Source organism: Phyllobacterium sp. OV277 (genome assembly GCF_900104355.1).
In the GTDB taxonomy this organism is placed as follows: Bacteria; Pseudomonadota; Alphaproteobacteria; order Rhizobiales; family Rhizobiaceae; genus Phyllobacterium.
This window is the reverse complement of sequence record NZ_FNIY01000005.1, coordinates 20,384-35,369: the sequence shown is the minus strand read 5'-3', so window position 1 is coordinate 35,369 and position 14,986 is coordinate 20,384. Positions and strand designations below refer to the sequence as shown.

General features: G+C 52.7%; 10 protein-coding genes. 7 read left to right on the top strand and 3 right to left on the bottom strand.

Translation table 11 applies throughout. The features are described from left to right. The first annotated feature begins 3 nt into the window (after positions 1-3). The 5 genes from BLU05_RS17090 (at position 4) to BLU05_RS17070 (ending at position 11,331) form a co-directional block, all read left to right on the top strand. The gene (locus BLU05_RS17090; protein ID WP_091882447.1) at positions 4-1,023 is read left to right on the top strand and encodes an ABC transporter substrate-binding protein; all 1,020 of its coding nucleotides are present in this window, start codon (positions 4-6) and stop codon (positions 1,021-1,023) included. 70 nt (positions 1,024-1,093) lie between these two features. Next, positions 1,094-3,250: an ABC transporter permease gene (locus tag BLU05_RS17085; protein WP_091882444.1), complete on the top strand. Its 2,157-nt coding sequence runs from the start codon at positions 1,094-1,096 to the stop codon at positions 3,248-3,250. A gap of 22 nt (positions 3,251-3,272) precedes the next feature. Further along, complete coding sequence (locus tag BLU05_RS17080) at positions 3,273-4,373, top strand: ABC transporter ATP-binding protein (RefSeq protein WP_091882442.1); 1,101 nt, start codon at positions 3,273-3,275, stop codon at positions 4,371-4,373. A gap of 1 nt (position 4,374) precedes the next feature. Further along, positions 4,375-4,866: an SRPBCC domain-containing protein gene (locus BLU05_RS17075; RefSeq protein ID WP_175540647.1), complete on the top strand. Its 492-nt coding sequence runs from the start codon at positions 4,375-4,377 to the stop codon at positions 4,864-4,866. Between the two features lie 201 nt (positions 4,867-5,067). Beyond that, positions 5,068-11,331 (top strand): DUF4781 domain-containing protein, encoded by a 6,264-nt coding sequence (locus BLU05_RS17070; RefSeq protein ID WP_091882436.1) that lies wholly within the window; start codon positions 5,068-5,070, stop codon positions 11,329-11,331. 35 nt (positions 11,332-11,366) lie between these two features. Here the strand turns inward: BLU05_RS17070 and BLU05_RS17065 are convergent, their stop codons facing one another. Further along, entirely contained in the window at positions 11,367-12,179 is an 813-nt protein-coding gene (locus tag BLU05_RS17065) for a helix-turn-helix domain-containing protein (protein WP_091882433.1), read from the bottom strand. A 209-nt stretch (positions 12,180-12,388) separates the two neighbouring features. Between BLU05_RS17065 and BLU05_RS17060 the strand changes: the two genes are divergently transcribed. Continuing rightward, positions 12,389-12,859, top strand: coding sequence for a hypothetical protein (locus tag BLU05_RS17060; RefSeq protein ID WP_139210486.1), 471 nt, complete (start codon positions 12,389-12,391; stop codon positions 12,857-12,859). A gap of 517 nt (positions 12,860-13,376) precedes the next feature. Then, positions 13,377-13,874 carry a PaaI family thioesterase gene (locus BLU05_RS17055; protein WP_091882428.1) on the top strand — a complete coding sequence of 166 codons (498 nt, stop codon included), beginning with the start codon at positions 13,377-13,379 and terminating at the stop codon, positions 13,872-13,874. Between the two features lie 11 nt (positions 13,875-13,885). On the opposite strand, the gene sctT is transcribed toward BLU05_RS17055, so the two are convergent. Beyond that, positions 13,886-14,707, bottom strand: coding sequence for a type III secretion system export apparatus subunit SctT (gene sctT / locus BLU05_RS17050; RefSeq protein ID WP_091882426.1), 822 nt, complete (start codon positions 14,705-14,707; stop codon positions 13,886-13,888). 8 nt (positions 14,708-14,715) lie between these two features. Next, positions 14,716-14,982: a type III secretion system export apparatus subunit SctS gene (gene sctS, locus BLU05_RS17045; RefSeq protein WP_091882423.1), complete on the bottom strand. Its 267-nt coding sequence runs from the start codon at positions 14,980-14,982 to the stop codon at positions 14,716-14,718. Positions 14,983-14,986: the final 4 nt, after the last annotated feature.

The following is a 14,986-nucleotide window of genomic DNA, read 5'->3' as shown; positions in this document are numbered from 1 at the left end:
AAGATGAAAAAGCTTCTTTTCACAGCCGCGATCTTTTTTGTGGCCACGGGTAGTGCGCTGTCAGCCGAACGGTTGAGTGTGCTATGCGGCGCGGATGAACGCTGGTGCGCTGAAATGAAGACGAGTTTTGAAGAAAAGTCCGGTATCCGGGTTGCGATGGTCAGAAAAAGCACTGGCGAGATATTGGCTCAGCTCCGCGCGGAAAAAGACAATCCCAAGGTCGATGTTTGGTGGGGCGGCACTGGAGATTTACAGCTGCAGGCGGCTGAAGAGGATCTGCTGGAAAAATATGTCTCGCCAAACAAGGCTGATCTCCTGGGCTGGGCCAACAATTTCGAAGAGATATCCAAGGGACGCGCTTCAGGCATTTACGCGGGCGCACTTGGTTTTGCGTATAATGCGGATATCCTGAAGAAGAAGGGATTGCCGGCGCCAAGCTGCTGGAAGGATTTGACGAACGCGGCCTATCGCGGTGAAATCCAGATCGCCAATCCTGCTTCTTCAGGCACGGCCTACACAGCACTTGCGACTTTGGTGCAGCTTTTCGGTGAGGACGAAAGCTTCAAATATTTCAAGGCACTTGATGCCAATATCAATAGCTACACAAAATCTGGATCGGCACCTGTCAAAGCGGCATCACGCGGCGAAACCCTGATTGGCATTGCCTTCATGCATGATGCAGTGACCTTGAAACAGGCGGGTTTTCCGCTGGAGATTGTCGCTCCATGCGAGGGAACCGGCTATGAAATCGGTGGCGTCAGCATCGTCAAAGGCGCGCGAAATCTCGAAAGCGCAAAAGCCTTTGTTGATTATGCTTTAAGTCCGGAAGGGCAGGCGACAGGAAAGAAATCGGGTCAAAATCAGGTGCCCTCCAATGCCAAATCCGAGGTTCCCGATGGTGCGCCTGACATCTCGTCCCTGAAGCTGATTGACTATGATTTTGCCATTTACGGCGCGTCAGACACACGCAATCGATTACTCTCGCGCTTTGCCACCGAGATCAAGGCCGCAGACTCGCAATAGGCTAATCACCCGGCATCATTGACAACTGTGATCCTCACTGCGGTGAGGCTCCGATTTCAAGACAGACATCATGAATCGCTCACTTCAACTCATCGCAATGTTGGGTCTGGCGGCCTATTGCCTGCTCCCTTGGTACGGCGTTGACTACGGTATATTCGAACTGGACTGGATCGAGGCCGGTGGTCTTCTGTCGGAAGCAGGAGCATCGGGATTGCTTCGCCTGTTCCTGTTCTCCGATGGGGCAATGGCAATTCCGGCAATTGCGCTCCTGTTGCTTGTTGCCGTGGGGTCAACACCCCAGCTGTCGCGCCGCCTATCCATGTTTTCTATGGCTGCAACGATCTTTGCGTTGTGTGCGATTATCATTCACGCCATGGCAGGCGCTGGCCCGATGCGTTCATTCGGATACGGCTCGACGATTATCCTTACAGTGCTCTTCCTGTCGGGAACCAATCTCTGGTCCCGCCTCGGCAAGGGAAATCGTGATGCATTTGTCGTCTCGTCGATTGCCTTTGTATGCGCGCTGATCCTGCTGTTTGTATTCTATCCGATTGCGCAGATTTTGGTTCAGGCATTTGTCAACAAGCAGGGCATATTCAATGTGCTTGGCGCTCTGAATATTGCAACCGGTGGTGATATCTGGAGCATTGGTTGCCTTGTCGGAAGATCAAGGTGCGGCGTCGCCGTGAATTCGATCATTCTGGGACTTCTCACAGCAACAAGCACGACCATTCTTGGCCTGGCCTTTGCGCTCCTGATGAGCCGCACGCGCTTTCCCGGAAAACCGCTTTTGCGTGCGCTGGCTGTTCTACCGATCATCACGCCGCCATTCGTGATTGGCCTTGCCCTGATTCTGCTGTTTGGTCGCGCCGGCTTTGTCACCGATACGATTTCCAACCTTCTGGGGCTTGAAGCGAGCCGCTGGCTGTATGGCCTGTGGGGCATCTGGCTTGGCCAGACACTGGCCTTCACGCCAATCGCATTTCTTGTGCTGACAGGCGTTGTGCAGGGTATCAGTCCCTCGCTCGAGGAAGCATCGCAGACATTGCGTGCCGATCTGTCAGCAACATTGCGCACTGTATCTCTACCACTGATGAAGCCGGGAATAGCCAATGCATTTCTATTGGCATTTATCGAAAGTTTGGCAGATTTCGGCAATCCCGTGGTGCTTGGCGGGGGCGATAACGTGCTGTCGACGGAGATTTACTTCGCCATTGTCGGCGCTCAAGCCAATATGATGCGCGCGGCCGTTTTGTCACTCATCCTTCTGGCACTCACATTGACTGTCTTCATAGTCCAGAAAAGATGGCTCGGGCGTACTGATTTCACGACCATTACAGGCAAGGCCGATAATGGCGCAAACAGCATGTTGTCGCGCGGGCATAAGGTCATTGTCTATGGTCTGACGCTGCCATGGATGCTCTTCACGACCCTCATCTATGTCATGGTTTTCTATGGCAGCGTGGTCAAGCTCTGGGGGCAGGATCACACCCTCACACTGGCTCACTATAAAGAGGCGTTTGAAGTCAGCTGGTCCGATGGGGGTATCTGGTGGAAGGGTGCGGCCTGGGATTCGTTCTGGACAACCATCAGTATTTCCGCCATCGCCGCTCCGTTGACGGCTGGTCTTGGTCTCCTCACAGCGTGGCTTCTGGTAAGGCAGAAATTTGCCGGACGAAGCACATTTGAATTCCTGACAATGCTCAGTTTTGCCGTTCCCGGAACAGTGGTCGGCGTCAGCTATATTCTGGCGTTCAACAACGCACCGATAGAGCTGACGGGCACCGGCACGATATTGGTTCTGTGCTTCATATTCCGCAATATGCCTGTTGGCGTTCGTGGCGGTGTTGCCGCCATGAAGCAGCTCGACAACAGTCTGGATGAGGCATCGCTGACGCTGGGTGCGAACAGCTTCAAGACCTTGCGGCATGTGGTGTTACCCTTAATGCGTCCGGCGATCGTCTCCGCCATTGCCTATAGCTTCATCCGCGCAATCACCTCGGTCAGTGCGGTGATCTTTCTGGTGGGTGCGGATCACAACATGGCAACGGCCTACATCATTGGGCTGGTTGAGAACGGCAGCTATGGCTTGGCAATTGCCTATTCCACAGTGCTCATCATGGTCATGCTGGTGGTGGTCACAGTTCTTCAAGTCGCATTCGGAAAACGGCGTTTACGCCGGGAAGACAGGATCGGACAGCAACTGTCCCGTCCTGTTGTCGCCTGATTGAACGGAACGAGGATAGAAAATGAAATTGGACACAAATTGGCAAGCCTCCGAACAGACCAGCATCAATCTGAATGATGCGCGCGGCAGCATTGTCTTCAGGAATGTCGTCAAAAAATACGGCACGGTACAGGCCGTCAATGGGCTCGATCTTGAGATTGATCGCGGAGAACTGGTGACGCTGCTTGGTCCGAGCGGTTGCGGCAAAACAACAACCTTGCGCATGATTGCCGGGCTGGAATTGCCAAGCACGGGAACGATAGCCATCGGCGGAACGGATGTTTCGAGGCTTCCAGCAACATACCGCAACGTCTCCATGGTGTTCCAGTCCTATGCATTGTTTCCGCATCTAACTGTGCTGGACAATGTAGCCTACGGCTTACGCATGGGCGGGCTGAAAACACCATTGGCAAGGGAAAAAGCCGAGGATGCGCTTTCAACTGTCGGACTTGCAGGTTTTGGGAGCCGTCTTCCGAGTGAATTGTCCGGGGGACAGCAACAACGCGTCGCCCTTGCCCGTGCTATCGTGCTCGAACCTGAGGTTTTGCTGCTTGATGAGCCATTGTCCAATCTGGATGCAAAGCTGAGACGATATGTGCGCGAGGAAATCCGCACACTGCAGCAAAGGATTGGCGTCACAACGGTTTACGTGACGCATGATCAGGAAGAAGCGATGGCGGTGTCTGACCGCATCATCGTCATGGAGCAGGGCAAGATTGCGCAGGCAGGTTCCCCGGCAGACCTTTATCACAGCCCCCAATCGGCGTTCATTGCCAGTTTCATCGGTGAAGCCAATTTGATTTCCTGTATCGCCAGCACGGTTGCGAACGGGGATAGGGTCGCCAAGATCGGTGAGTACAGGTTTACGGTGCCGGGGAGCAATGTATCGGAAGGCCAAGCAACATTGGTCATTCGTCCGGCTGCGATCTCATTTTCAACCAACGCTGATGAAGGCATGCCGAGCATGATCACTTCAGCAGCTTTTCTGGGGGACCGTGTGTTGTACAGCATCGAAACGCCCATCGGACGCCTGTTCTATGTCGAGTACACGTCATCAATCCGGCATCCTGACAGAACCGAGATCAACATCACTCTTGATCCTGCGAAGTTGCATCTTGTTTGAGATGGCCAGTTCCAGACCAGGCATTGATCTTGAGAATCCGGAGGAAGCGCCGGTGCGGGCGATAAAGCGTGGGACAGCTGTTTTTGAGAGACGTCTGGGCATCTCGGCACAGGCGGCGTTCGGCGAATGGTCCCGTCCTGTTGATCTGCATCTGAGGCGGGACCGAGCCGGAAATCTGTTTTCCTATGTCAGCTTTGACTTTCGTATAGATAGCGAAACGGTCTTCGGCTTCGGCACCCCTGATGGCAAATGGTACCGTGCAAAAATGCGTTACGAAGAAATCGCCGAGGGGCAGCGCATCACATATGTGCTCACAATAAAGCGCCGTCACAGGCTCATCTATCTCAGTACGGTAACGATTTCATTCAGAGAAACCGCGAATGGATGCGTGCAGACCTATTCGGAGCAGGGCACAAGTTTTGACGGTGAACCCGTTCCGGATCACCTGCAATGGTATGCACAGAGGTTGTTTGGCAAGAATTTCACGGGTTGAGCGTGGGCAGGCAGCTTTTGTGAGAGGCTCTCCATAATGTGGAAGTTGTAAGTTTTGTAATCAAAAACCTGCTGGATTTTTTCACAAAATACTCACAATAATTTATCACATGTTGTATGAGTTGTGATGAGTATCCTGGGCCGGCGTTTCGATGGCCGCAAAGCAGAGCAACTGGGCTTTGCCTGAGACAAAGGTGATTTCATGTTTGGTCCCGACGGTATTTCGTTTGCAAAGTTCTTTCGTGACATTGAAATCCTGCGGCAGAATGCGATTGCCGCCGCGGCAGCTGCCGCAAAACCCACTTATACTGCCAGTAAGGGGCAAACGCCGCAGGTGATTGCCAAGGCACTGGGGCATACGGATGGCGGGCAGGCTATCGCCAAGGCCAATAAGTTGCGCGTCGATCAGGTAATTGAACCGGGCGTTGTTCTCGTCATTCCGAAAATCGAACCCATTGCTGATCCTGCAGAAACCAATTTCAAAAATGTGGTGGCAACGAAAAAGGATGTTCCGCCTCCCGTTGATCCCAAATTGCTGGCAGCTGATGTGAAGGGCGGAAAAACGATCGAGCAGATTGCTGCGGAACGCAAATTGAAGACTGCGGACGTGACATCAGGGCTGGAGACGGCTGGCCTGCAGATCAAGACCACCGATCCAACCAGCAATAATGGTGATGTCAAAACGACGGAGATCATCGATAAGGCAACCAGCAAGGTTGTCGCCACGCATTATGAAGATTTCCAGCATGGTGGCACCACATCGAAAATTACAGATGCCGATGGCAGAGAAGTAACGCAGAGCCAGTATGGCGATGGCACGAGCAGTCGCACGGTCAACGACCAGAAAAAGGGGGAAACCACCACCCGCGTCGAAGATCCCAAAACCGGCAAGGTTACCGAGACTGTTGTCGATAAGGAAAAGCGGGTCAAGGAAACCACGACCGAGAAGGTTGGCAATGAAACCCGCAAGACTGAAAAGCTTTCGTTCAACGGCTATACGCTGACCACAGCGCCAGATGGTACCGCGACCCTTGTGCGGGAGGCCGATGGCATTCAGATTGCCATAAAACCCAAAACGCCCGAAGCGTCGCTCGCCAAAACCTTGTTTGACGTCAATCCAAACAGCACTGATCCGGCAAAAGCGAAAGAGGGTGCGGTTGTCAAAACCAGCATTGATGCCATGCTGCTGGGGCAGAACTATCAGGAGCTTGATGCGGCGGCCCAAGCCAGGGCAAAAGATACGAAAGCGGCGATTGACAAGTACGGAGCAGGGCAGTCAACGACCCCTGCACAGCCCTTGGCTCCATCTGGCAAGCCCTGGGTTCAGGTTGGCGAACTTTGGGTTGATCCTGAGGTTGCCAAGGCTATGGCTGCGGAAAACACGGCTGGCGCCAAGCTGATCGAGACCTCGGCAAAGATCAAGCAGGCCGACGATCAGTTGAATATCTATGCCCTTGATCCGGCTTATAAGTCAGCGATGAATGGGGCGGCGAAGATTCTCGACAAATCTCTGGCCCCGCACAAATTGAGCTGGGTCAGGCCGGAGGGCACAGGCACTCTTGATGAAGCGCGGCAACAGCTTGCCGCCACCGACAAGCAGGTAACGACATCAAGCACGACCGCGAAGGAATATGCCGAAGCCGAGCGGCTTACGGGCGAGGCAATTACCAAGCAGGGACAATTGCCACCGCCGGTAAGAAAAGACGCTACCGTAGCGACGTCCTCATCATCTCATTACGATCCTGAAACGGCAACGATCGAGTGGAACGCCAAAAATGCCGAAGTGAATGACCTGTTTGCCAAGGCTAATACACATACGGCCAATGGTGACAAAGCCTTTGCTGATTATCTGGTTGGCATGAGACAGGAAAATTTCGCTGCCACAAAGCCGGGCACGAAGGAAAATACTGAAGCCAAGCAACTGCTTGATCAGGCACTGTCCCAACAGGACAAGGCGGGAAAAAATGTGGATGCCGCAGGCATCTATGAAAACTATCATAATGCCAACAAGACCGCAGCCGATCTACAGGTAAAAGGCCAGGGAATAAAGCAGCAGATCATAGCGGAAGACCGCCGGAAGAATCCCGATCGTTATGACTGGAGCATAGAGAACAGCACCTATGGTGGCGATTATCTCGGCAAGATAACGGATCAGAAAGTTGTCGAGGACGCAAAAAACAATCAGCTTTATGTCGAGACAACCTATGAGCATGGTGGTACGAAACGCATCCAGCTTACATTCGCCCGCAGTGACAAGAATGTACGCGGGGAAGTCAAGGACCGCGAGCTGAACAAACAGTGGCAATCGCTTGTCGATGGCCCAGAGGGACAATGCGGTCTGGGTGGTCTCAGGAGCGCTCAAAGTGCGGTTATTACGGGTGGCGACCAAATCAAAAAGCTCCAGATCAATGATCTCGGTCTTCAGATCAAGGATCTGGAAAAAACCATTCCGGAACTGAAAAAAGCCCGTGACGACGCCATCACGAAATATGGTCCAGGTACACCAGACGCACCGGCTGGCAACAAGACCAATGGGTCCAATGTGGTCAATGCCGGTTACACCACGCCGCTCGGCAAAGGTACGGAAAATGCTCCGGCGAATGGCGAGTCGGTTCGCATCCAGATGGATGGGCAATGGATGTGGGTGCATCCGGAGGTGGCTAATGCGCAGCTTGCACTGGACACCGCTACGAACCAGAAGCAGTCAGCCGAACGCGCCCGCGACGAGGCCAATGTCGCACGCAATCGCTTGAACTTTGCCTTGACGCAACCGATCAAACTCATGGTCGATGAAGGCTCCGACGATTATGCCAAGAATATGGAATATGCCTATCTTGAAAAGCACCAGGATGAGGCTCTCGGCGAATATCAGCTCAAATTCAATGACCTTAACAAAGCTGGTTACACCAATGATTTCAAATCCATAAAAACCGGAAACGAGCTTGACACCACGGTTGCGAAGGCGTTGGGCCTGAATGCAAGTCAAGACGCCGAAACTCTTGGAAAAATCACCGGGGAAATTCATGACATTGCCGGTGACAACGTCCAGTACAAAATCGTTCCGATGTTCCATGTCAGCGAGGATCAGGGTTCCCAGCAGACGGCGCTTGTTGCGGTAAAAGAAGGCGGCGGCAAGGTTTATTATGTCGACGTAACAGGCAAGCGCTTTGAGAATCTGAAAGATTTTCAGGACAACAATACCCAATTTGGCGAGGGCGGACGCCTCGTGGTGCCGCGCAGTCTCGACATGCGAAAAGGCCCTGATTCAACTATTCCGCTCGAAGTTGTCAGCGCACGGAATTTCACTGTTGCGGAAAAAATTATCGATCCAGTGGTTGGGACGATCACTACGGTTGCAACAGTTGCATCCTTCATTCCACCGTTTGCGCCGGTTGCTGCACCCATTGCCATGACCGGCGGTGCCTATCTCGGCGGCCGGGCGATTGCACGGCAGGTCAACCACCTCCAGCATGGCGGCGAATGGGGTGACTCGGAATCCTGGATGAACATGGGATCGGTGGCAAGCTCGTTCATTCCCATGGCAGCCGGCGGATTGCGCACACTCGGCATGTTCCGCGCGGTTGATGACATGTCGGCATTGCAGGCGGCCAGAGGCAGTATCGGCGCCCTCAAGGTGGATTCACCAATGGCTCTGAAAGCCGCCGAATATATGAGCAATGGCGGTAAACTCAATCGCACCGCAAGAGGACTGGACTGGTCATCGCTTAGTATCGGCGTTCCGATGGTGGGTGTATCAGTGCATGATATTGCTTCGGGCAACCTTAAGGGGCTTGATCTTTTCAATACAATTGCCGGCGTTGCCACAGGTGCCGTTGGAACGGGGTTCGGCATACGCGGATTGTTGATGACGCGGCCAAACAAAGGCGCGTCGGAGGAGGGCGGTGCCTCGAACCCGGCATTCATCCAACCAGTGCTTCCGGAACTCAAGACCAATAAATTCAATTCCCAGAGCTTTGATGATGCTCAAGTGGTCAACAATGTAAAAGATTTCGTTGATTTTGCGCAGTCAAAGCAACCACGCAACTTGTCTGCTGCCGGACGCGAAAAGGACTGGGGCGAGCTATGGAGCGATTATCAACGGCATCTGGGCAAAGACCCCAATGCTGGACCACGTCCCGAGCCTTTTGATATCCCTGGATTGGCAAATCCCCTGCATGCGGGAACCGATCCAAACAAAGGTATTGGTCCAATCACCTATAACAAGCCTGAGATCACAGCAAACACTACGCCCGAGCAGATCGGCTCGATGCTGCCGGGTCAACTTGCGCGGCTTGAGCCGAGAGAGTTCGAAAATTTCACTCCTGTGCAAGCCGAGAGTGTCAGAAAGGCGGCCCGACAGAGCCTGAGTGACGAGCAGCTGGCAGCGCTCGAAACCGCCAGAAAGCGACGCAATCCAAGTACATCAGGGCCCAGACAAACGGTGCAGACCGCCGTGGCAAGCAGCGAAAGCACGCCTGTGGGCGTGACAAATGTTGCTGCGCCAGATGGACCTTCCAAACCAGTCATTACGCTGACGACCAAGCCCAAGGAAATTAAGAAGCTGTCTGATGAAGAGATCGCTCTGTTAAGCCCGGAGGATTTGCAAGCGCTACGCAGAAAGCAGGCAAAGGCTGTTAATCCGGATAAATTGGAGACGGACGAACATCTTTCGGCTTTGCTTTATGCCCAGAGGCGGCGCGGCGCAAACGAGAAGAGGCATGAACTTCTTGATGTGATGAGCGAGCGCAGTCCTCCGAAACTAAGAACGGGTTGGATCAAGGGAGGCGTTGCTGGCGCGAACATCGGTGCTGAAGCGCTCAAACGTTCATTGGGGATATCTGAGGTGTCCAACACGCTTGGCGGGCCTTACTCGGCTGTTTTTCTCTCTGTTCGCTCCAATGTTTCAAAATATGCCTGGTGGTCAAACAATCATGGCGTCCAGCGTGCCTTCGGGTATGCCATGGTTGGAAACGAGAAACGCGCAGTCGAGAGAGCCGAGCAGCTGTTGGCACGCGCTGGAACAAAGGGTGCTGCAAAACCATCGGCAGAACAAAAAGAATTCCTTATTGCAACCCTCAAGGAGGTAGCTTCGTTGGGGAAGGCATATCGCGACGCGCGCAATGGCGTCTCAAAAGCGGACCAGCCGATTCTACCCAAAATTGATACCGACAAATTGAAACATCCCAGCGTCTCAGAAGAGAAGACCCTCAATGCCATGAACAAGCGGGTCAACTACAAGGTTGACAAGAGTGTTGATCCAAATGATGTCGCAACAGCACAGCAGCGAATAGAAGATTTAGGGGCTTTGAACCCGGATAAGTTCGGCCCTGCCTATGATCGGTATTCGCGCACTGAAGATGCCCGCAAAGCCTATGATGATCTTCATGGTTATCTCCTCGACAAGTTCGAGCATGAACAGGGTGAGTTCAAGGGCACAATCGACTGGAAGAGGGCCGAAAAGCTTGTCGGCAGTTCCATGTCTCCCGAAACGCATTTGGGCTTTGCCTTGAAAGCTGGCGCCTTGGCTGCCCCGGCCAATGCGCTTGCGGCAATCATGCTAAGCTCACATTCAAGCCATATGAATATTGCGCAATGGCTTGCTCAGGATACGGGTAACGTTTTGCGCGCACTTCCGGCTGTCCTGATCCAGACGGCCTATCTGAAAGCTGTGCAGAACGCCGCGGATATCAAGATGGACAAAAGTCCAATGACGCCTGAAAAGCAGGAAAATATAAAGCAGCTGGACCAGAAAAAAGACGATATGAACAAGGCGAGCGATGAAACCGCCTGGAAATTCAGTCTGCCCGGTTTTGCATTGCTTGGTGGTGTCGCCGCATCAATGCCAGAGGGTGGTTTGAAATCTGCCTTGTACGGTGCGCAGGCTATCGGAGGACTCGCATGGTATGCTGCCCAGCGGCCGCCAAAATGGATGCCGACCTTGCCCGGCCGCGTCAATGAAGGGATGCGTTTTTTCGGGATTGCAACCAGTGTGGCGGTACCATTTTATATATTGATTGACTCCTTCTTTGCCGAGAGCAAGGACAAGAGCAACGATAAATCCAATCTGGACAAGTTGATTGAATTGTCGACTTGGGTATTCAGCGATAAGCAGCCACTGGCTCCCGGCCCCGCGATCAAAAGCCCCTTGCCCCCACGGCCGACAACAATAATCCCGCCTTCAACGGCGCCTGTGATTACCCCGACGGCACGCGCAGGACTGAAGCCAATCAACTTCAATATGCCAACAGGAACGGGCAGTGTTGAGGACGAACTGAGTTTTCACCTGCAGCGCGCAAAGGTGATGCTCGATCCAGCCTATGCCGGTACGAAGGAGCGAGCCCAGTACGAAGCGGCCGGACCGAGCAGTTCGGTGTTTGCCTGGGAGAACATGCGCAATTCGGCCGCGGATATGGTGACGCTGCTGGACGTGGATGCCAGAAGGATGGATATACCGCTCTCTGCCTGATCGGATATTTCCGCAATTTACAGGTTCAAGCAGATTTATCCTGCTTGAACCTTGTTATCAGGAACTGGCGGGCAGTTTGCATAGATAATCTCACGGGTTTTCTGGTCATCGGCAAACCACAATTCGGCCCGCGGGGATGATATTGTGACATCCTGAGGCAAACCGGGGACGGTCTGTATTGTGAAGAACGACAAAGGACCAAACCGGCTGTTGAAGCGCAATACGAGATGCGTATCCACCGCTTCGCTCACACGGGATTGGGTCGAGATGTTGAATCGCTTCCATAGGCTTTTTTCAAAACGATCGATCCGAGGGCGTAAATCCGGTGTCACCCATTCCTCCACGCGAAGCTGGTTCAGGAAGGCCAGAGCCACACAGACCGGGTCCAGCAATTGTGACAGCAGGCCGTCATCGGCAGTCAGGCAATCGATCATGTCAATGTGCGCTGCAGCCCCGCCCAAGCGGTTCATATAGTCAGGCATCAGTTCGCTACATAACCACTTCCCGCCATGATTGATTTCCATGATGTGCCATTCTGGACAGAATATATGCGCAGGCATTGGACTATGCGCTTCGATTGCACCGCGCATGCCTCTCAAGGAAGGCGATTTCATTACCTGTGTATAGTGCAGCGCGGTATATCCGGCTAAGAGCAGCATCGCGTTTGTTACAGAAACCGGCGCATTGAGTTCGGTCAACCATTTGGTCAATAGAGCCTGGCTCGGCCGGGAGCGGTCCCTTTCTATAAAGCTCACATGTCGCTGTGAAATTCCCAGACGCAGTGCCAATTCCAATTGTGTAACATTGCTGGTGACGCGTAGTCGCCTCAGTTTATCGCCCAAGTTCATAATGATGTCCCCTGCGATTAGTCATTCAGATGCCATTGCTCACAACGCTGTTCTGGATCGAAGGTGGTGCAACCGATGAAACGCCTTATTTTCCCCATCGTTTGAGAGATATGACTTTTTGTGAACGGTCCCATGCACCGGAAGCATTGGCTTATTAACTAATATGTTTTATGTTAATCTCAAACACTTGGGGTAGCTGGTATATCGAAATGTCGAACGCGAAAGTACTAATTAACACACAATCACTCACAATCGAGCTTGAAGGGGAAGATGAGTTCGTCAGAACCTATCTCGACAAGCTTATGCCTATTTTGGAGCGATCAAAATTCGGCGAAGACGGTCATGCTGACGGCGAGGCAGGATTGCAGGAAAATCTGCGGGCGGTTGCCTCTGCAAAGTCTGTCGGCACAGCCGGAGCCCGAAAGCGCGTAAGATCGACTATGGCCTCAGGCGGCTCTTGCCGCGAACGTGTTAAAAAGCTTCGTGAAGACGGTTTCTTTGATAAGCCGCATGGCATCGGCGAAATCGTTAAAGCATTGAACGATCATGGCTATCCACACAGCATCAATCAGGTTGGTGCAGCACTGTCGACGATGTTTGGCCGTAATGAAATCGAACGCAGCAAGGTCGACAAGAAGTATTCCTATTTCTGGAGTTCGAGCCAGATCAAGGCTGCCTGATATAATTTGAGCAGACGTTTGCTTAGTAAAGCATCCAAGTTTCGACCGGGTTCAAACGCACACTGAACCCGGTTGTTCTGTTATTCCAGTGTCATATCTATATCTTTTAACGCCTATGCACATGCTGAAGGCGTATATGTGTATTCCATAATAATTGTGATTCGAGAGCGCATGCAGCATTTGCACGGCTGCAACAGCAATCTTTCATATTCAAAAAAATTGAACGTGTATCATTTCATGACAGTTTTATGGTTGAATACGTTCAAAGATGTCTCACAAATGTTAAGAGAAATTGTTTTGACCTAGACGTGGAGCAACACTATCGTCTAATGGCCAAATCGTTTTGGAGAGTTTGTCTGGAATTTTTGTTCTCTTGAAAAATGTATCTCACACATAACCTCGCAGGTAATCGCCAAACGGCAACTGCGATGTCATGTTGCCCCTCCCCAAAGGGTGCCACCCTACGAATTAGGTGGCATTCCTCGTTGCAGTCACCCTGAAACAGGATCCCAGCCAAATGCGGTCACTTGCCCGAGAATGGATAGACGAAATTCTATTGAGGACACCTTTTGCACGCAGTCTTGGAATCATGTTCCTTTCTGCTCATGGTGATACGGTAAAGATGAGACTCCCGGTTCAGGGAGATGTAACCCAAATACCAAACAATGTTCATAGCGGTGCAATTGCTGCTTTGATCGAAGTTGCCGGATCGGCGGCGGCGGTATTGGGGGCAGGGAATCTTTCTATCGCCGGTTGCGCGACAACACAGCTGAACATCACGTTTCTATCGCTGGGTGATAGCCGCTATCTTGATGCTAACGCGACCATAGTGCATCGCACGGGCACTCAGGCTGTTGTGGATGTAACCATAACAAGTGATGACGGCCGTCCGATTGCCAAAGCCACAACCGTTTGCCGCATCTTCGAAAAACGCGCTGTGGTACCTGCACCGCCGGTCTCGTTTTTCAGGCCCTTCGTCGTCAAGAACTCGGCTGATCAACAAAACGCCCGGTAGAGCTTCTGCATCTATCGCGTGTTCTCAGGCTTGATCTCAAAAAAAGTGTCGACGTTTTGACGTAGCCGGCCAAGTTCGGTTTGCATCTGCGGGATGAGAAAAACGGCGTATAGTGCGATCAGCAGCGCAAATATCAGGTTCTTGACTGCCATTGACAGATCGAAAACATGAAGCTGCGGTGCCATGCGCGAGAGAAAGGCCAACATCAGATCCGCGATCAGTAGGGCGAGGACGATGGGCCCAATCTGAACGAGCGCCATCTGCATCATGCCATTCACGGTTCCGATAAAAAGCGGCAAGGTCGCCCCTGTGAGAACAGGCACGAAGTCGGTCACCGGCCATATCCGGTAACTATTATAGAAACTGTCCAGCAGGACCAGAAAACCACCCGATGAAAAGAACAGAACAATCACAGCAAGAGCAAAGAATGTTCCGGTGATACTGGTTTCTGTTACCGCCTGCGGGTCGAGAAGCTGAGCGGCGGTGGACCCGCGTTGCAAATCGATGAGATCACCGGCAATTTCTGCCGCCCAGAACGGAATGCTGAACAGGAAGCCGATGGCAAAACCGATGACGAATTCCTTGAGCATCATCGCGCCCAACCACGGGATGGTCATTGGGGGCCGGCTGGCGAGAGTCCGCATCACCTCAGGAATAACCGGCACGCAAATGGCTAGCGCAACACCGGATCGTATTGGCCCTGTGATGCCTAGCCGTACAAATATGGGTGAAATAGTCATGAGGCCAAAACCGCGCGCCATCGCAATCGACGTCGCCAGAAGTATGGCGTAGCCAGCTTCGAACAATGGCAGCGTGATCATCTGCTGTTCCATCAGCGCACTCAACGCGTCATGGCGGGGAACTCATCAAGCACGCGGCTGGCCAGGGACGTGACCTGCACCCCGAGCGCTGGACCAGCCAAGATCAGAACCAGCATGACCGCCACGAGTTTAACCGTTTGCGGCAGCGTCTGATCCTGAATTTGCGTCAATGCCTGAAGCAAGCCAACGCTGATGCCAATGACGATAGCCACGATCAATGCCGGCGCTGAAACCATGAGAACGGTGAGCAGCGCAGTTTGCATCTGTGCGAGAAAGGCAGTCTGCATATTT